17 protein-coding genes are annotated in these 16,418 nt (G+C 69.7%); 12 read left to right on the plus strand and 5 right to left on the minus strand.

Annotated elements, in window-relative coordinates:
* Window positions 1-55: 55 nt before the first annotated feature.
* The 3 genes from OO69_RS34615 to OO69_RS34625 all read right to left on the minus strand — a co-directional run bounded on the left by OO69_RS34615 (window position 56) and on the right by OO69_RS34625 (window position 4,772).
* The gene (locus tag OO69_RS34615; protein ID WP_234444603.1) at window positions 56-2,503 is read right to left on the minus strand and encodes a dolichyl-phosphate beta-glucosyltransferase; all 2,448 of its coding nucleotides are present in this window, start codon (window positions 2,501-2,503) and stop codon (window positions 56-58) included.
* 41 nt (window positions 2,504-2,544) lie between these two features.
* The gene (locus OO69_RS34620; protein WP_033284898.1) at window positions 2,545-3,249 is read right to left on the minus strand and encodes a GntR family transcriptional regulator; all 705 of its coding nucleotides are present in this window, start codon (window positions 3,247-3,249) and stop codon (window positions 2,545-2,547) included.
* 167 nt (window positions 3,250-3,416) lie between these two features.
* Window positions 3,417-4,772 (minus strand): aspartate aminotransferase family protein, encoded by a 1,356-nt coding sequence (locus OO69_RS34625; RefSeq protein ID WP_033284838.1) that lies wholly within the window; start codon window positions 4,770-4,772, stop codon window positions 3,417-3,419.
* 178 nt (window positions 4,773-4,950) lie between these two features.
* On the opposite strand from OO69_RS34625, the gene OO69_RS34630 reads away from it, so the two are divergent.
* The 4 genes from OO69_RS34630 to OO69_RS34645 all read left to right on the plus strand — a co-directional run bounded on the left by OO69_RS34630 (window position 4,951) and on the right by OO69_RS34645 (window position 9,875).
* Window positions 4,951-5,568 carry a type 1 glutamine amidotransferase family protein gene (locus OO69_RS34630; RefSeq protein ID WP_033284839.1) on the plus strand — a complete coding sequence of 206 codons (618 nt, stop codon included), beginning with the start codon at window positions 4,951-4,953 and terminating at the stop codon, window positions 5,566-5,568.
* Window positions 5,565-6,044, plus strand: coding sequence for a MarR family winged helix-turn-helix transcriptional regulator (locus OO69_RS34635; RefSeq protein ID WP_033284840.1), 480 nt, complete (start codon window positions 5,565-5,567; stop codon window positions 6,042-6,044). The genes OO69_RS34630 and OO69_RS34635 overlap by 4 nt, the downstream gene beginning before the upstream one ends.
* A gap of 119 nt (window positions 6,045-6,163) precedes the next feature.
* The gene (locus OO69_RS34640) at window positions 6,164-8,206 is read left to right on the plus strand and encodes a serine/threonine-protein kinase (RefSeq protein ID WP_033284841.1); all 2,043 of its coding nucleotides are present in this window, start codon (window positions 6,164-6,166) and stop codon (window positions 8,204-8,206) included.
* A 142-nt stretch (window positions 8,207-8,348) separates the two neighbouring features.
* Window positions 8,349-9,875, plus strand: a complete 1,527-nt coding sequence (locus OO69_RS34645) for a substrate-binding domain-containing protein (protein ID WP_033284842.1) — start codon at window positions 8,349-8,351, stop codon at window positions 9,873-9,875.
* 13 nt (window positions 9,876-9,888) lie between these two features.
* Here OO69_RS34645 and OO69_RS34650 read toward each other — a convergent pair whose 3' ends face one another.
* Window positions 9,889-10,608: an SLATT domain-containing protein gene (locus tag OO69_RS34650; RefSeq protein WP_033284843.1), complete on the minus strand. Its 720-nt coding sequence runs from the start codon at window positions 10,606-10,608 to the stop codon at window positions 9,889-9,891.
* Between the two features lie 261 nt (window positions 10,609-10,869).
* Here OO69_RS34650 and OO69_RS34655 point away from each other — a divergent pair, with 261 nt between their 5' ends.
* The 5 genes from OO69_RS34655 to OO69_RS34675 all read left to right on the plus strand — a co-directional run bounded on the left by OO69_RS34655 (window position 10,870) and on the right by OO69_RS34675 (window position 13,346).
* On the plus strand, window positions 10,870-11,214 hold the full coding sequence (locus tag OO69_RS34655) for a YbaB/EbfC family nucleoid-associated protein (RefSeq protein ID WP_078652697.1): 345 nt from the start codon (window positions 10,870-10,872) through the stop codon (window positions 11,212-11,214).
* Window positions 11,215-11,287: 73 nt separating this feature from the next.
* Window positions 11,288-11,887 carry a recombination mediator RecR gene (gene recR, locus OO69_RS34660; protein ID WP_019070339.1) on the plus strand — a complete coding sequence of 200 codons (600 nt, stop codon included), beginning with the start codon at window positions 11,288-11,290 and terminating at the stop codon, window positions 11,885-11,887.
* Window positions 11,880-12,539 carry a DUF5063 domain-containing protein gene (locus OO69_RS34665; RefSeq protein WP_033284845.1) on the plus strand — a complete coding sequence of 220 codons (660 nt, stop codon included), beginning with the start codon at window positions 11,880-11,882 and terminating at the stop codon, window positions 12,537-12,539. The genes recR and OO69_RS34665 overlap by 8 nt, the downstream gene beginning before the upstream one ends.
* 91 nt (window positions 12,540-12,630) lie before the next feature.
* Entirely contained in the window at window positions 12,631-13,017 is a 387-nt protein-coding gene (locus OO69_RS34670) for a type II toxin-antitoxin system RelE/ParE family toxin (RefSeq protein WP_033284899.1), read from the plus strand.
* Window positions 13,014-13,346, plus strand: a complete 333-nt coding sequence (locus OO69_RS34675; RefSeq protein ID WP_033284846.1) for a helix-turn-helix domain-containing protein — start codon at window positions 13,014-13,016, stop codon at window positions 13,344-13,346. Before OO69_RS34670 ends, OO69_RS34675 begins: the two co-directional genes overlap by 4 nt.
* A gap of 194 nt (window positions 13,347-13,540) precedes the next feature.
* Here the strand turns inward: OO69_RS34675 and OO69_RS34680 are convergent, their stop codons facing one another.
* Window positions 13,541-13,948, minus strand: a complete 408-nt coding sequence (locus OO69_RS34680) for a hypothetical protein (protein ID WP_033284847.1) — start codon at window positions 13,946-13,948, stop codon at window positions 13,541-13,543.
* Between the two features lie 78 nt (window positions 13,949-14,026).
* Between OO69_RS34680 and OO69_RS34685 the strand changes: the two genes are divergently transcribed.
* The 3 genes from OO69_RS34685 (at window position 14,027) to OO69_RS34690 (ending at window position 16,388) form a co-directional block, all read left to right on the plus strand.
* Window positions 14,027-14,845 (plus strand): helix-turn-helix domain-containing protein, encoded by an 819-nt coding sequence (locus OO69_RS34685; protein ID WP_051801409.1) that lies wholly within the window; start codon window positions 14,027-14,029, stop codon window positions 14,843-14,845.
* A complete protein-coding gene (locus tag OO69_RS50665; RefSeq protein WP_078652699.1) occupies window positions 14,842-15,033 on the plus strand; it encodes a DUF397 domain-containing protein in 192 nt (63 codons plus the stop codon). Before OO69_RS34685 ends, OO69_RS50665 begins: the two co-directional genes overlap by 4 nt.
* A 284-nt stretch (window positions 15,034-15,317) precedes the next feature.
* A complete protein-coding gene (locus tag OO69_RS34690; RefSeq protein WP_051801396.1) occupies window positions 15,318-16,388 on the plus strand; it encodes a hypothetical protein in 1,071 nt (356 codons plus the stop codon).
* Window positions 16,389-16,418: the final 30 nt, after the last annotated feature.

Below are 16,418 nucleotides of genomic sequence, written 5' to 3' on the forward strand. Positions count from 1 at the left end.
ATCTCGCATGGTGGTCAGGCAAGAGTAGGGGGAAGAGTAGTCGGTGCGGCCCGGGTCAGCTCCCCTCGTGCAGGTCCCATACCCACACGCCGTCCACCCACTTACCGGGTTTGCCGACCAGCTTTTCCACAGCGGTGCGGAGCTTGTCGTCGTTGGGCTGTGGCGCGACCACCAGCGCCCCCGCGCGCCAGAACGCGAAGTCGGCCTTGGCCTGCGCCCGCCAGTTCTTGCCGATGGTGGGGATGACGCCGGTGTAGCGGACGTCACGCAGCATGTTGGAGGTGTAGCGGGGCGAGGCGCCGTAGATGCCGATGCGGTCGTCGCCGTAGGGACCGTTGAAGTAGCCGCCCGGCATCTTGAAGCCGAGGCCGGACGCCGTCTGCCAGTGCAGGGGCTCCGCCGAGCCGGGGTCGGCCAGCGGGACCGGGACGATGGATTCACCGGCGCGGACGTACGACTTGTAGGTGCCGTCCGTGAAGAAGGCCGGTACGGCGGCCCGGTCCACGGCCTTCAGGGGCGCCGGGATGATCGGGATCAGGGCCATGCACACGGCCAGGAGACCCACGTACTGCGTGCCGAGCCGGCGCGTCGCCGCCAGCTTGTCGACCGCGATCGCCAGCAGCATGCCCAGCGCCGGTGCGCAGATCATCGCGACCCGGCCCTCGATCACCGACTCGAAGAGCGGCTTGTGGGCGAGCAGGGCCCAGGGGCCCGGGTAGATCGTGTCCGTGAGCGGGATGCGGATCTTGGGGCCCATGGAGAGGATCGCGGCCGCGATCGCGGTGAACGCCAGCGCCTTGACGAGGGCGTGCTCCCACAGCCGTACGACGACGGCGAAGGCGAGGGCGACGAGCGGCCAGCCGTAGAAGGCGTTCTGCTCGGTGGGGTTGAGGGAGAGGGAGTTCGCGCGGACCTCGTTGCCCGCGATCAGGGAGCGTTCGGCGAAGGAGAGCAGGGCGAGCGGGCTGTTGCCGGCGTTGTCGCCGTGCAGGACGCTCTTGTAGCTCTGCGGGCCCATGAACTGGTAGTAGAGCGGGATCAGGATGATCGGCGCGCAGACCCCGGCCGCGATGCCCAGGCCCTTCAGCAGGGGGCGGCAGGACGCCCGGACGACCTCCCTGTTGAGGACGCCGTAGGACGCGGCGAACAGGACCATGCCGATCGACGCGAGGAGGAGCGGTTCCTCGCCGAGGAAGATCTGGTAGGCCGCCATCACGCCGAGCACGACGCCGTCGCGGACGACCCGGGTGCCCGCGCACAGGCGCAGGGCGCGGTCGATGATCAGCGGGATCATGAAGAGGATGACGAAGTTCGGGTGCGCGTTGGCGTGGCTGACCATCGGCGGGGCGAAGGCCGCCAGCGAGGCGCCGACGAAGGCCGCGGCCCGTTGCCGTACGACGCGCTTCACGATCAGCCAGTACCAGGCGGCGGCCGTGGCCGCGAGGCCGAGCGCCATGCAGACGCTGAGCGAGACCGCCGGGCCGGCCAGCAGGGTGAGGGGCGCGAAGGGGACCGACAGGCCCAGCATGACCGTGTTGGCCATGAGGTTCACGCCGTCGGGGAAGCCCTGGAGGTTCGAGAAGAACGGGTTGTGGAGGTGGGCCACGTTGTCGGCCGTGACCGCGAAGAACCACTCCCACTGGTTCTGGTCCTGGAGCGAGTCCTCCAGGTAGCGGTGGTTCGGGTCGAAGAAGCGGCCCGAGTAGAGGGCGACCGACATGAGGAGGAAGAGGACGACGACCAGGAGGTCGACCGGGCGCAGGGAGCGGGCGCGGAGGCGGCCGAGTTCGGTGAGGACCTTGGCGTAGTCGAGGGGCCGTACCTTCGAGCCGGACTGGTGGGACCAGCGCACCGGGACCTCGGCGACCTCCCAGTCCGCGCGGCGGAAGTGCTGGAGGACCTCCACGTCGATGCCCCAGCCGTTGATCCGGGAGGCGGCGAAGGCCTCGCGGGCGCGGTCGCCCTCGAACAGCTTGAAGCCGCACTGGGTGTCGCGTATGCCGGGCACCGCGGCCTGGCGTATGAGGAAGTTGCCCGCGCGGCCCAGGAGTTCGCGTATCGGGTGCTGGTGGCTCTCTATCGTCGCGCCCGGCGCGGCCCGGGAGCCGATCGCGGCCGCGCGGCCCTCGCTCAGCTCCTTGTCGAGCTTCTCCAACTCCTCGATAGGCGCGGCCAGATCGGCATCCGTGACCAGCACCCGGCGCCCGCGCGAGGCGGCGACCCCGAGGCGCAGGGCGTGGCCCTTGCCGCGGTTGCGGGGGCTGGTGACCACCTGCACCCGCGGATCGGCGCGGGAGGTGACGACCTCCCGGGTCCCGTCGTCGGAGCCGTCGTCGGCGACGATGATCTCCCAGTCGCCGAAGCGGCCCTCGTTGTCGCCGAGGTACGTGGTGATCGCGTCGAGGGTCGGCCCGAGCCGTCGTTCCTCGTTGTAGGCGGGCACGACGACACTGAGGTCCACGACGCCGACACTGGGGTCCACGGAGGAACTGGTGGGGTCCACGGAGGCACTGTCCACGGCCGGAGCGGCCCTTTCCGGTCCGGTCACCGGGCGGCCAGCCGCTCGATGAGGTCGAGGGAGTGCGTGTTGTACGCGAGGACGATCGAGCGCGCGGCCGGGGTGTCGCGGCGCGCCAGGGCATCGACCAGTTCGGTGTGCTCGGACCACAGGCGGCCGCGCAGATCGCTCAGCCGGCGCAGATGCTGCACGGTGCACACCCAGGACTGGACGCGCAGCCGGTGCAGGAAGTCGCCGAGGTAGGGGTTGCCGAACATGGCGCTCAACTCGCGCCAGAAGCGCAGGTCGTAGCCGATCAGCACGGTGAGGTCACCGGCGTCGGCGGCGCGCTGCGCCTCCTCGCCGCGGCGGCGGACCCCGGCGAGCGCGGCGACCGTACGGGGGTCCTCGGTGCGGTCGAAGACGGGGTGGCCGCCGGCCAGGGCCAGGAACATGCCCTCGGTGACCAGGGCGCGGGCCTCGATCATCCCGCGGTGGTCGGCCACCGAGTACTCGTGGACGCGGAAGCCGCGGTGCTGGTCGGCTTCCAGGAGTCCCTGCGCGGAGAGATCGACGAGCGCTTCCCGGACCGGAGTCGCGGAGACGCCGTACTGCTCGGCGATCTCCTTCACCGTGAACTCCTGACCGGGCTGGAGCCGGCCCGCCAGGACCTCGTCGCGCAACGCGTCGGCGATCTGCTGCCGCAGGGTGCTGCGGGTCACGGCGCCGCTGCCGCTGCTTCCTCCGGGCATCGTCGGGGCGTCTCCCTCGTCGCGTTCGATGGCGTACTCGTATATGTCTACGAGCACGCCACCTTACGCGTTCGGGTTCCCCTCTTGCCCGGATGCGGGCACCAGTTGAACGGACCCGCCCATTCCGGGTGCTAAGAGGTGTATTCGGCGCCGAATTACCCGCTGTTTTACGCGGTGAATTCGTCCGCGACGGAGAGCGCCGCGTCGAGAGCCGCGAGCCCTTCCTTCAGCTCGGCCTCACTCACATTGAGCGGCGGGACGACATGCGTCCGGTTCATGTTGATGAAGGGCCACAGCCCCTGCTGCTTCGCGGCGCCCCCGAATGCGGCCATCGCCGCGTTCGCCTCACCGGCCGCGTTGTACGGCACCAGCGGCTCGCGCGTCTCCCGGTCCTTCACCAGCTCCAGCGCCCAGAACATCCCGACGCCCCGCACCTCGCCGATGCTCGGGTGCCGCTCGGCCAGCGCGCGCAGCGCGGGCTCGACGACGGTCGTACCGAGGGACTTCGCGTTCTCCACGACGCCCTCCTCGGCCATGACGTTGATCGTCGCGACGGCCGCCGCACAGGCCAACGGGTGCCCGGAGTACGTCAGCCCGCCCGGGTAGGGCCGCTTGCCGAAGGTGTCCGCGATCGCGCCGGAGATGGCGACACCGCCGAGCGGCACATAGCCGGAGTTCACGCCCTTCGCGAAGGTCATCAGGTCCGGTACGACGTCGAACAGATCGGCCGCGAACCATTCACCGGTCCGCCCGAACCCGGCCATCACCTCGTCCAGGATGAAGACGATCCCGTACTTGTCGCAGATCTCACGGACCCCGGCGAGATAACCGGGCGGCGGCACCATGATCCCGGCGGTCCCGGGAACGGTCTCCAGGACGATCGCGGCGATCGTCGCGGGCCCCTCGAAGGCGATCGTCGTCTCCAGGTGCTCCAGCGCGCGCTCGCACTCCTGCGCCTCGGTCTCGGCGTAGAAACGGGACCGGTACAGGAAGGGCGCCCAGAAGTGCACGACCCCGGCGGTGGCGCTGTCGCTGGCCCAACGGCGGGGATCGCCGGTGAGGTTGATCGCCTGCTGCGTACCGCCGTGGTACGAGCGGTACGCCGACATCACCTTCGGCCGCCCGGTGTGCAGCCGGGCCATACGGGTCGCGTGCTCTACGGCATCGGCGCCACCGTTGGTGAAGAAGATCTTGTCCAGGTCGCCGGGGGTCCGCTCGGCGATGAGCCGGGCCGCCTCGGACCGGGCCTCGATCGCGAACGCGGGCGCGAAGGTGGTGAGGGTCGCGGCCTGCTCCTGGATCGCGGCGACGACCTTCGGGTGCTGGTACCCGATGTTCGTGTAGACGAGCCCGCTGGTGAAGTCCAGGTAGCGCTTGCCGTCGTAGTCCCAGAAGTACGACCCCTCCGCGCCGGCCACGGCGAGCGGGTCGATGAGCTCCTGCGCGGACCAGGAGTGGAACACGTGCGCACGGTCCGCGGCCTTCACGGCGGCGCCGGCCTGGGGGTTGGGCTGAGGGGTCATGCGGGTGAGCGTAAATGTCCGCGATGCGGAAGCGGTATCGGCGTCCTGTCTGTGGTCGGGAGGTTTCCGCGACAGGTTGTCCACCCGGTTGTGGGGTGCGCGGTAGGCGTTGCCGAGCGACCCTAACGACAGTATGCTGTCAATAAAGCAGCATCCTGTCATAGTGGCTGGAGGAGTCATGAGCAGCAGCGGCACCCGCAAGCCCGTGCACCTCGCCGTGTACGACACCCTCGCCGACTGGGAGACGGGGCATACGACCGCCCACCTCGCCCGCGCCGGGTACGGGATCCGGACGGTCGGGCCGACCCGCGGGCCGGTGGTCAGCATCGGCGGCCTGCGCGTCGAACCGGACCTGGCGCTGGCCGACGTACGGCCGGAGGACAGTTCGCTCCTGATCCTCCCGGGCGCCGATCTGTGGGACACGGGGGACGACCTCGCCCCCTTCGCCCGTACGGCACGGGAGTTCCTCGACGCCGGTGTCCCCGTCGCCGCGATCTGCGGGGCGACCGCCGGGCTCGCGCGCGAGGGGCTGCTGGACGACCGGGACCACACCGGCGCGGTCTCCTTCTATCTGGCGGCCACCGGGTACGGCGGCGGCGAACGGTACGTCGACGCGGACGCGGTGACCGACGGCAACCTGGTCACCGCCGGTCCCACCGAGCCCGTCGCCTTCGCACGGGAGGTCTTCCGGCTGCTCGGGGTGTACGAGGGCGAGGTGCTCGACGCGTGGTACCGCCTGTTCCACGACTCGGACGCGGAGGCGTACGGCGTCCTCCAGAAGGCCGGCGTGCTGTGAGCCGTGAGCGTCAGGAACTGCTCAGCCGCAGCGCCCTCGGGGTGTTCCGGCTGAACGGCCAATTCCTCGCCGTGGCCGAGGAGTTGGCGCGTCCCGCCGGTCTCACCGCCGCCTGGTGGCAGGTCCTGGGCGCGGTCCTCGGCGAGCCGCTGCCGGTCTCCGGGATCGCCCGGGCGATGGGCATCACCCGGCAGAGCGTCCAGCGCATCGCCGACCTGCTGGTGGAACGGGGGCTGGCCGAGTACCGGGCCAACCCCGCCCACCGGCGCGCCAAGCTGCTGGCACCCACGGGGGAGGGGCGGGCGGCGATCGCGCGGGTGAGCCCGGGGCATACGGCGTACGCGGACCGCCTGGCGGAGGTGCTCGGCGAGGCACGGCTCGCGGAGGCGGTGGAGGTGCTGGAGGGGTTGTCGGCGGTGCTGGACGAACTCGGTCCGCCCGGTGACCAGGACGGCTCGGCCGTTACGGAACCGTAGACACCTCACCATCCGTCCCGTCGATTCCCCGCACTATTCTCGGGCTGTTCCCGGTCTGTCGCGGAGCACAGGGGCGCGACCGGGGCGTGACCGGGGAATTCAGGGGAGGCGGCGCCGTCGTGGAGAAACTGGGGGCGGGCGATCCGCAGCGGATCGGGGCGTACCGGCTGCTTGCCCGGCTGGGCGCCGGTGGCATGGGGCACGTGTATCTGGCCCGGTCGGACCGGGGACGCACGGTCGCCGTGAAGCTGGTGCGGGAGGACCTCGCCGCGCAGGAGGAGTTCCGAGCGCGGTTCCGGCAGGAGGTGCGGGCCGCGCGGCGGGTCGGCGGCCACTGGACGGCACCCGTGCTGGACGCGGACACCGAGGCCGAGGTGCCGTGGGTGGCCACCGGGTACGTCGCCGGGCCCAGCCTGCAACAGGTCGTCGGGCGGGACCACGGCGCACTGCCCGAGCGCTCGGTACGGATCCTCGCGGCCGGGCTCGCGCACGCGCTCCAGGACATCCACGCCGCCGGCATCGTCCACCGCGACCTCAAGCCGTCCAACGTGCTGGTGACCATCGACGGCCCCCGCGTCATCGACTTCGGCATAGCGCGGGCCCTGGAGACCCAGGCCGGCGACGGACTCACCCGCACCGGTTCGCTGGTCGGCTCGCCCGGTTTCATGGCACCGGAACAGGTGCGGGGCGACCGCATCACCCCGGCGTGCGACGTCTTCTGCCTCGGTTCCGTCCTCGCCTACGCCGCGACCGGCACCCTTCCCTTCGGCGCCGCCAACAGCGGTGTGCACGCCCTGATGTTCCGCATCGCCCAGGAGGAACCCGACCTGTCGGGCGTCCCCGAGGGCATCGCCGACCTCGTCCGCGACTGCCTCCGCAAGGACCCGGCCACCCGCCCCACCCTCAACCGCATCCTCGACCGCACGGGCGCGGAGGACACCGTCTCCGGCGGCCGCTCCCGCGACCCGTGGCTGCCGGGCCCGCTGGTGGCCCAACTCGGCCGCCATGCGGTGCAGTTGCTGGACACGGAGGACCCGGAGACGACGGAACTGGAACGGGTGGAGGTGGAGCGAGCGGATCCGGCCCCGGAGAGCGGGGACCCGGAGGCGGTTCAGGGCGCCGCCCCTGTTTCCGCCGCCGTTCCCGCCGTTCCCACTTCCGCCCCAGCCCCCGTCGCCGTCCCCGTGGAGAAGCCGGACCTCCTCCGAAAAACACCCACCACTTCCGAGGCCTCCCCCGAGCACGCCCCCGCCTCCGACGACTCCTCCCCGACCCCACCCGTACCGGCACCGGCTCCCGGCGCGCCGCAGGGCGACCACTCTCCGACGGTGGTCGCGGAGCAGGCCGGAGCCACCCGGACACCGCCGCCCCCACAACCCCCGCACCCGGCCTACGGCTACCCGCAACAGCACCCCCAGCCCTCCGCCGCCTACGCCGACCCGCAGCAGGCGTACCCCCAGCCCCCGCCCCGCCAACTCCTCGGCTGGGGCGGCCAGGTGCCGTACAACCCCTACCCGCACAACGGCGGCCTCGGCGCCACCCCGCCCTACGGCCCGGGACCGGCCGGGATGGCCCCGGCGTACGGGGAACCCCAGCCGCCGCGCAGGAACGGCAGGTCGACCGCGTTCCTCGTCGTGGTCGCGCTGGTCGTCGCGCTGGGCGCCGGCGGTTCGGTGTACGCGTTGATGAAGGACGGGAGCAACAGCGGCCGTACGAAGGCCGGTTCGGGCAGTCAGGCCACGAGTGCCGCGCCCTCGACCCCGGGGCCGACCGCGACCACCGGGAAACCGTCGCCGTCCGCCACACCGACCAGCGACGGCGCCGTACCCGGCGGATACCTCGGCACCTGGAACGCGTCCATCGACAACGCCACGGGCCACAACACCCGCCAACTCACCATCCGGCAGGGGAAGGTGGGCTCCCCGGTGCTGACACTGGTCGCGGACGGACCCGGCTACCACTGCGAGTTCACCGCCGACCTCGCCCAAGAACCGGGCGGCGACAGCCCGTTGGCGATCGGCGCGTCCACCGTCACCTCCGGGAAGCCGCTGTCGTCCTGCAACCCGGGTTCCGCCACCGAGATCACTCTGCTGTCGGACACCACGCTGGAGCGGGTGAACACCAGCAACGGGGAGAAGCTGACGTACACGAAGGCGGGCTGAGCCTCTCGCGGACGGTGAGCTGAACTCCCTTCACGTCAGGGTCAGTTGAACGTCACGCGAACTTCGTTCGGAACCCCCTGTGTGTTGTCCGGTGCCGCTCGTACCGTGACCCCACGATCCGGCTGGGGAGCGGGGGCCCGCAGTGGAGTGGCTGAGCGCGGAGAACGTCGTCGCCGTCGGCACGGCGGTGCTCGGCATCGTCGCGTCCGGCGTGATGGTCTGGTACGAACGCCGGGTGCCGCGCCGGAAACGGATCGGCTATCGCGTCCAGATGGACAACCCCATTGGCGACGACGTCCGTTCGGGCCGTGCGAACAGACGCCTCGGCCTCTTCGACGAGGCCCCCGGCATGTCCGACGCCACCCTCGTCCTGCTGCGTATCGAGAACGACGGCTCGCAGAGCATCGCCGACAACGACTACACCGGGCGTGAACTCCACGGCCTCACCGCGGTGTTCACCGACCGCACGATCCGCGGTGTCTCGGTCACCCAGCCCGTCGGCACCGACCATCTGATGGACCACTTCACCCCGGCGGCCGGCCTCGGCTACGACACCAACACCCTGCGCATCCCGCGCGTCCCGCTCAACCCCCGCGACCACTTCAAGCTCCTGGTGCTGCTGTCCGGCGGTGACGTCGGCTGCCCGATCCGGCTCATCGGCGGCATCCGCGACGGCGAGGTGCACCCCAACCGCAGCGCCACCCCGGACGACAAGGCGCCCCTGTTCAGCCGCGCCTCCCGGCTGATCACCATCATGCTCACGGTGTGCGTGGTGACGCTGGCGGCGATCGTCGTGGTCCGTGACGACAGCCCGCCCCCGATCGGCTGCGCCCACGGCACCCTGACCGTCACCGGTTCGACCACCTTCGCCCCGGTCGTGGAGGAGGTCGCGAAGAAGTACGAACGGGACTGCGAGGGCGCGAAGGTCGTGGTCGACCCGCACGGATCGACGGCGGGCGTAAGGGAGTTGGAGGCCACCGGGCTCGCGTCGACGAAGGGCTCCCCGGCCGTCGTAGCCCTCTCGGACGGACCCAAGCCGAGCGACATGCCGCGACTGCGTGAGAACCGCGTCGCGATGTCGGTCTTCGCGATCGTCGTCAACGACGGCATCCCGCTGAAGAACCTGTCGACCGCGGACGTACGACGCCTGTACCGGGGCGAGATCAAGAACTGGCGGCAGCTCGGCGGGCCGAATCTCGCGGTGCATCTGGTCAGCCGGGACGCCAACTCCGGTACGCGGCAGGTGTTCCAGCGCCGGGTGCTGCAGCGCGGCGAGATCGCCAACTCCTCTGTCGACTGCGTGCACAAGGACGACCCGACCGCGCCCGTCATCAGGTGTGAACTCGACTCCACGGACCAGGTGTTGAGCCAGGTCGCCGAACTCTCCGGCGCGATCGGCTACAGCGAACTCACCCTCGCGTCCGGCGCCAAGGGTCTGCACACCCTCCGGCTGGACGGCCATCCGCCCTCCGTGGACGCCATCGAACACGGGACGAGCGCCTATCCGTACCGCGAGATCGAGTACGCCTACACCTACGGCCAGCCCCCGGCCGACTCCCTCGCGTCGAGCTTCCTGACGTATCTCTCGCGGGGCAACGGCCAGGACGTGATCCGCACCCACGGCCACATCCCGTGCTGGACGCCGGAGGGCCTCAAGCTCTGCGCCTAGCCCGGTGCTCAGTTCATCGGGGCTCGGGCGGCCGCTGCCTCGGCATGTTCGGGCGGCTGCCGCCCCCGGGGCCGCCCGGTCCCGGCGGCTGCGGGAACCGGCCCTGGACGACGGTCCCCTCCTGCCGGCTCCCGGGGACCACCGCGGACTGGATGCCCAGTGGCCCCGCCCCGGTCCGGAACTCCACCATCCAGTCGGCGGTCTCCACCCGGACCAGTTCCGTCACGTCCTCGGAGAAGCGCCGCAGCACGGCCAGACACCGGTCCGCGGCCTCGCTCGCCGTGCCTTCCGCCGGTCCCAGGAACTCCCGGACGCCCTCCGACGCCCAGTCGAACTGGAGCACCTGGAGACGCCGCTGCACGGCCTGCGCCGTAGCGACGTCCCTCATCCAGCCGGAGGTCATCCCGAAGAACCGGTCCCCGGCCACGCACGCGGCCCCCAGCAGCAGCGCCAGATAGCCCCAGGCGGCCAGCCCGTCCACCACCCCGGTCAGGTCCAGCAGGGGCAGCGCCGCGCCCGCCAGCGCGCCCAGCGCCGCGCCCGCGCGCAGCATCCGCGCCCCGCGCCGCTTCCACACCCGGCCGGTGAGATAGCCGGCCGCCGTCTCCAGCGCCCCGCGCTCGACCCACCGGTACAGCTCGTCCAGCCGGGCCGTCGGCTCGCCCCAGTCCCCGAGCGGAAACGTCCGCCCGGCCAGATCGCCGCCTTCGGGCTGAATCTCCGGCTGACCCACCCGGCACTCCCTTACGTCGTGTGACACCTGATGCTGATGTGCCGGACCCTTCCTACCGCCCAATGGGTGGCGAAGGATCTGGTTTCACCTCTTTTCCGCCCGGAAGTGGGTCTTGATCAGGTATAGGACACGGTGAAGACTCACTCGAAAGAGTGCCGAAGCGATGACTGCCCGGAGCACGTAGGCTCGTGCCGAGCGGGCGGAACCGCGCCCATACAGCCGTATCCAAGACTGACAGCCGTACGAAACCAGGAGCTGATCGTGATTCCCGGTGGTGGCCAGCCCAATATGCAGCAGTTGTTGCAGCAGGCCCAGAAGATGCAGCAGGACCTGGCGGCCGCGCAGGAGGAACTGGCGCGGACCGAGGTCGACGGACAGGCGGGCGGCGGGCTGGTCAAGGCCACCGTCACCGGCGCCGGCGAGCTCCGCGCGCTGAAGATCGACCCGAAGGCGGTCGACCCGGAGGACACCGAGACCCTCGCGGACCTCATCGTCGCGGCGGTCCAGGCGGCCAACGAGAACGCGCAGACCCTCCAGCAGCAGAAGCTCGGCCCGCTCGCGCAAGGCCTCGGCGGCGGCAGCGGTATCCCGGGTCTGCCTTTCTAAGACAGGCCGCGGCCAACTACGGTACGTACGTGTCACGCGTACCGCATGACTCCACGGAAGGGCAGGCAGTCCGTTGTACGAAGGCGTGGTCCAGGACCTCATCGACGAATTGGGGCGACTCCCCGGCGTCGGTCCCAAGAGCGCGCAGCGGATCGCCTTCCACATCCTGCAGGCGGAGCCGACGGACGTACGGCGGCTCGCGCAGTGCCTGATGGAGGTCAAGGCGAAGGTCCGCTTCTGCGCGACCTGCGGAAACGTTGCGCAGGAAGAACTGTGCGGGATCTGCCGCGACCCGCGCCGCGACCTCTCGGTGATCTGCGTGGTCGAGGAGCCGAAGGACGTAGTGGCGGTCGAGCGCACGCGCGAGTTCCGAGGCAAGTACCACGTCCTCGGCGGAGCGATCAGCCCGATCGAAGGTGTCGGACCCGACGACCTGCGTATACGAGAACTTCTCGCGCGGTTGGCCGACGGTACGGTCACGGAACTGATCCTTGCCACGGACCCCAATCTGGAAGGCGAGGCCACGGCCACGTACCTCGCCCGCATGATCAAGCCCATGGGCCTCAAGGTCACCCGCCTGGCCAGCGGCCTCCCGGTGGGCGGCGACCTGGAATACGCGGACGAGGTGACCCTCGGCCGCGCCTTCGAGGGGAGACGACTCCTAGATGTCTGACGCCACGCTGCATGCCACCGATCCGGACCCGGACGACTTCGCGGTCCAGATCGCGGACCAGGTCGAGAGCTTCCTGGTGGCCGTGTTCGAGGTCGCGAAGGGCGAGGACCCGGACTCCGCGGTCCCCTTCCTCCTCCTGGAGGTGTCCCAACTCCTCCTGGCGGGCGGCCGGTTGGGCGCGCACGAGGACATCCTCCCGGACGAGCGCTACGAGCCCGACCTGGGCCCGGAGCCGGACGTGGACGAGATCCGCGAGCGCTTCGCGGTGATGCTGGAGCCGATCGACGTGTACTCGGAGGTCTTCGACCCCTACGAGCCGCGCAAGGCCCCGGTTCCGGCCCGCATCTCCGACGACCTCGCCGACGTCATCACCGACCTCCGCCACGGCATGGCCCACTACCGCGCCGGCCGCACCACGGAGGCCCTGTGGTGGTGGCAGTTCTCCTACTTCTCCAACTGGGGCTCCACCGCCTCGGCCACCCTTCGCGCCCTCCAGTCCCTGGTAGCCCACGTCCGCCTCAACCAGCCCCTCCCGGAACTGGACGGCCTGGACACGGACGTGAGCATGGGCGACGAGACGCTGGAGTTCGAGGCGGGCGCGGTGATGGCGGAGGAGATCGCGGGGCCGTTGGGGATCAGGCCGGTCAAGTAGGCCCGAGTCGTTCGCGCCTTTGTTCACTCGTTGAGCTGAACATATAAGGATTTCCTTCTTCTGCTCCACATCGTACGCTCGGATGTGGAGCATGAACTGGGAGATCAACCTCCATCCCTCGGTGGAGTCGTGGCTGCTCAAGCTGGCAGAGGAGGACCCGATGTCCGCGGACCTCGTTGAAGCTGCGATCGACATGCTCGCCGAGAGCGGCCCCGCGTTGGGGCGTCCGCTGGTGGACCGGCTTACCGGCTCCTGGACGCACAACCTCAAGGAGTTGCGACCTGGCAGCTCAAGACGTACAGAGGTTCGGATCCTCTTCGTTTTCGACTCCAGGAGAGAGGCGATTCTGCTGGTGGCGGGGGACAAGTCCGGCCGCTGGAGGGACTGGTATCACGAGTCGATCCCCCTCGCCGAGGCCCGCTATGACGAGTACCTGGCCGCCGCTGACGAGGCAGGAAAGGACAGGAAGGTCCGATGAGCCAGTACAGCAGTTGGACAGAGACCAAGCGCCGGATGAGGGAGAACCAGGCCGGGGTGTCCGACGCCGAGTGGGCATCCCGTAAGCAGTCGGCTCGTACGGCGACCGAGGCGTACGTCGTGGGCCACCATCTGCGTGAGATCCGCGAGGAACAGGGGCTGACGCAGGCTCAGGTGGCGGAGGCGGTGGGGATTTCTCAGGCCAGGGTCTCCCAGATCGAGCGGGGGGAGATTCACAACCTGGAGACGATGCGTACGTATGCGGAGGCGCTCGGCGCTCGGATCACTGTGACGATCGAGTACGGGGACCGGACGGCCGGGGCCGCCTGAACGTTGCGTCGGTCAGTCTTGTCCGGAGCCAAGTGGGCGTACCCATTTTCCCCGGGAACCGCAGCCTCCCGTGGACGCTCCGTGCACCCCATCGCTTCCCTGAATGACCCATCCCGCCCATTACGGCGGCCGACTCCTCGACGAACTCGGCCGCCTGGACGAACGCTTCGTGCCCGCTGACTGGTCAACAGGCATCAGCTGACCGCTCCGACGGCGGTGAGCAGCAACTTCTGGTCGACGTACGGCGCCGTAGCCGTAGGCTCGCTGTACCACCGCAACGGCCACGTGTTCCCGTAGAGCGCCGGAATCCCGATGTACGTGACGGTACGAGTGCCCCGGCCGCCGAACTGCTGCACACCCAAAGGCCAGTTGTGCCGGCGCACTTCCCCCGGCGCCAGCAGGAAGTACATCCACCGGAACCCCGCCGCCTCACAGACAACAGGCCCCGCATCCCCGTCGGCGGCCTCGATGAGACGCGTGGCGACCTGTTCTCCCCGTACGCCTTCGATGCGTACGGCGTCGAAGTGGACGCCGGTGAGCCGGAGTTGGTGGCCGGACGCGGGAATCCAGTCCGGTAGGTGAATTGATTCGGTCATGGTCACACGGTGGCGTTTGCGAAGCTACGCTCGGTAGTGACTGAGGTGATACACGCCGGGGTGTATCGGTCGGAGGTGGGTGCTGTGTCGGGCCAGTCCAACGCCAACTCCCTGCCGCCGCCTGCGGCCTGGCGGTACAGCGGGAACCAGCTGAAGCGGTGGCGCACGAAGGCCAATGTGAGCCGGGAGCAGCTGGCCGCCGCCTCCAACTACGCGCCGGACACCATCAAAGCCATGGAGCAGGGCGTACGGATGCCGACGCCGCGCGTGCTCGATGTGGCCGATGACCTGTGCCGGGCCGACGGGATGTTGAGCGCGGCCAAGGACTATCTGAAGAGGGAGAAGTTCCCAGCACGGTTGCACGAGTACGTGGAGAGGGAGAAAGAGGCGACCAGCCGTTGGTCGTACGACGCCACCTACATCCCCGGGCTATTGCAGACGAAGAACTACACGCGGACGCTGATCGAGAACCGTTACCCGCCCTTGGACGAGGAGACGGTCGAGGAGCGGATCATCGGCCGTTTGGAGCGGCAGGCGATCCTCACCGAGCGGAAGCCGCCCGTGGCCCTCAGGTTCGTCATCTATGAGGCGGCGCTGCGGAGTCCCCTGGTCGATACCGAACAGTTGAGCCGCTTGCTGGAGGTTTCCCGGCTGCGGAATGTCGTGATCCAGGTGCTCCCCTTCGTAAAGGCCATCCCTGCGGCGTTGTTGGGCCCCATGGTGCTGCTGGAGACCCGCGACCACGAGCGGTTTGCCTACGCGGAGGGGCAGTTGGGCGGCCTGCTGTCGGCCGACCCGGACCTCGTCAGCCGCACGGCCGAGCGGCTTAGCATGATCCGCGCGGAGGCTCTCAGCCCCGCAGAGTCGGCCCGTTTCGTCGAGCGGATGGTGGAGCAGCGATGAATGACCAGTTGAAGTGGTTCAAGTCGAGTTACAGCGATGACGAGGGTGGCGAGTGCGTAGAAGCAGCCATCCCCGCCCCCCGAACCACCATCCACATCCGCGACTCGAAGAACCCCTCAGGCCCTCAACTCACCGTCACCGCCGCCTCCTGGGCAGCCTTCGTTTCCGCAGCTCACCCCGGAGCTTGAGCCCCGGGATCCGAGCTCTTTTCTTGGGTTCTGGGCTGGTTGAAAACAACCCAACCAACCAGGCCTGTAAGTGAGTTGAGGGGGGTTTAACCCGAACGGGTGACGTTCGATGATCAGCTTGCGCTGGAACGTAAAGCCACTCTAGGTTCACGGCAAACAAGCAAATAGTTCGGCCCCGGTCGGTGTTGGTAGCACCGGCTCCGGGGCCTAGACCTACGAATCGAAGAGAGTCGATCGTGGCTTACGCCCAGCCTAGCCCTGCCCTGCCGTCCCCGTCGCACCCCATGGCCAATACGGGCTACGGAAAACGCGCCACGGGTGACGAAGAACCGTACGCCGACCCGGACTTCGCACATCTGCTCCCGCGAGACGCCGAGATCGCCGTCTTCATCGACCACCTCGACAACGGTCACGCCATGGGCCACAAGGTGATCGCGGCCGAGCACCCCCGTTACGGCCAGCAGGCCTGCCGTACGTCTCTCAAGAGCCTCACCGAGGCCGGCCACCTGCGCTGGATCAAGGAACACATCACCGTCGAGGACAACTCGATGCGGTGGGTGACGCGGACGTACTGGTCGCGTACGCCCAGGTCGGCGCAGTGGTGGGCGGAGTTCGCACGCGAACGCCACGGCAGGGATGTCACGCGTGACTACCAGCCGGGCCTGGCACGGACGGAAGACCCGACGCCGACCCGGGCCCCTGCGCCGGAGAGCCAGAGCCAGACCGAGACCGAGACCGAGACCGACGGGACACCGGCGACGGACCCGACCCCCGAGCCCAGCGCCGCGTACCGCGCACTCGCCCAACTCCGCGCCACAGCCCCCCGCATGTCGCTCTCGGAAGCCGAGTGCCGAGCCCTCGAACCCCTCGCCGCCGAGTGGCTGGCACGAGGCGCCACCCCGGCCGACATGGCCCGCGCGCTGACCGACGGACTGCCACCCACCGTCACGAACCCGGGCGGACTCGCCCGCACCCGATTGGAGACGAAGATGCCCCCGAAGAAGAACGACGCCGCCGAGACCCGCCCCCTCCGCGCCCGTGTGACCCGCGTGCTCATGGCCTGCGCCACCTGCGACGCCGACGAGCGGACGGCGAAGATCATCAACGGCATCTGCGAGGAATGCCGGGCGGAGCCGGACCTGAGCGAGGAGGAGGTCAAGAAGGGCTTCGAGGAGATCGCCTACCTGGGAACCACGACGGCCCGCCTCCTGAAGCAGAAGCTGGAACGCCGTACGGGCGGTCCCGTACCCGACACGTTCCGCCCCGTGCCGATCGAGGACCGCGTCCACTACCACTACCGCGACAACCGCGACCGCATCGCGAACGGCCTCCCGCCGAGGCGGTGGAAGCCGTGACGGCCGAGAAGCGGCACGGAGGAGAGGGCG

It is taken from the genome of Streptomyces sp. NRRL F-525 (genome assembly GCF_000716605.1).
Taxonomy (GTDB): domain Bacteria; phylum Actinomycetota; class Actinomycetes; order Streptomycetales; family Streptomycetaceae; genus Streptomyces.

Bases quoted from the DNA above. Each gene is read 5' to 3' on its own strand.
- OO69_RS34620 (WP_033284898.1), bottom strand. From the start codon at position 3,249: ATGCCCGGAGGAAGCAGCGGCAGCGGCGCCGTGACCCGCAGCACCCTG.
- OO69_RS50665 (WP_078652699.1), top strand. From the start codon at position 14,842: ATGAATGACCAGTTGAAGTGGTTCAAGTCGAGTTACAGCGATGACGAG.
- OO69_RS34675 (WP_033284846.1), top strand. From the start codon at position 13,014: ATGAGCCAGTACAGCAGTTGGACAGAGACCAAGCGCCGGATGAGGGAG.
- OO69_RS34670 (WP_033284899.1), top strand. From the start codon at position 12,631: ATGAACTGGGAGATCAACCTCCATCCCTCGGTGGAGTCGTGGCTGCTC.
- OO69_RS34690 (WP_051801396.1), top strand. From the start codon at position 15,318: ATGGCCAATACGGGCTACGGAAAACGCGCCACGGGTGACGAAGAACCG.
- OO69_RS34665 (WP_033284845.1), top strand. From the start codon at position 11,880: ATGTCTGACGCCACGCTGCATGCCACCGATCCGGACCCGGACGACTTC.
- OO69_RS34630 (WP_033284839.1), top strand. From the start codon at position 4,951: ATGAGCAGCAGCGGCACCCGCAAGCCCGTGCACCTCGCCGTGTACGAC.
- OO69_RS34625 (WP_033284838.1), bottom strand. From the start codon at position 4,772: ATGACCCCTCAGCCCAACCCCCAGGCCGGCGCCGCCGTGAAGGCCGCG.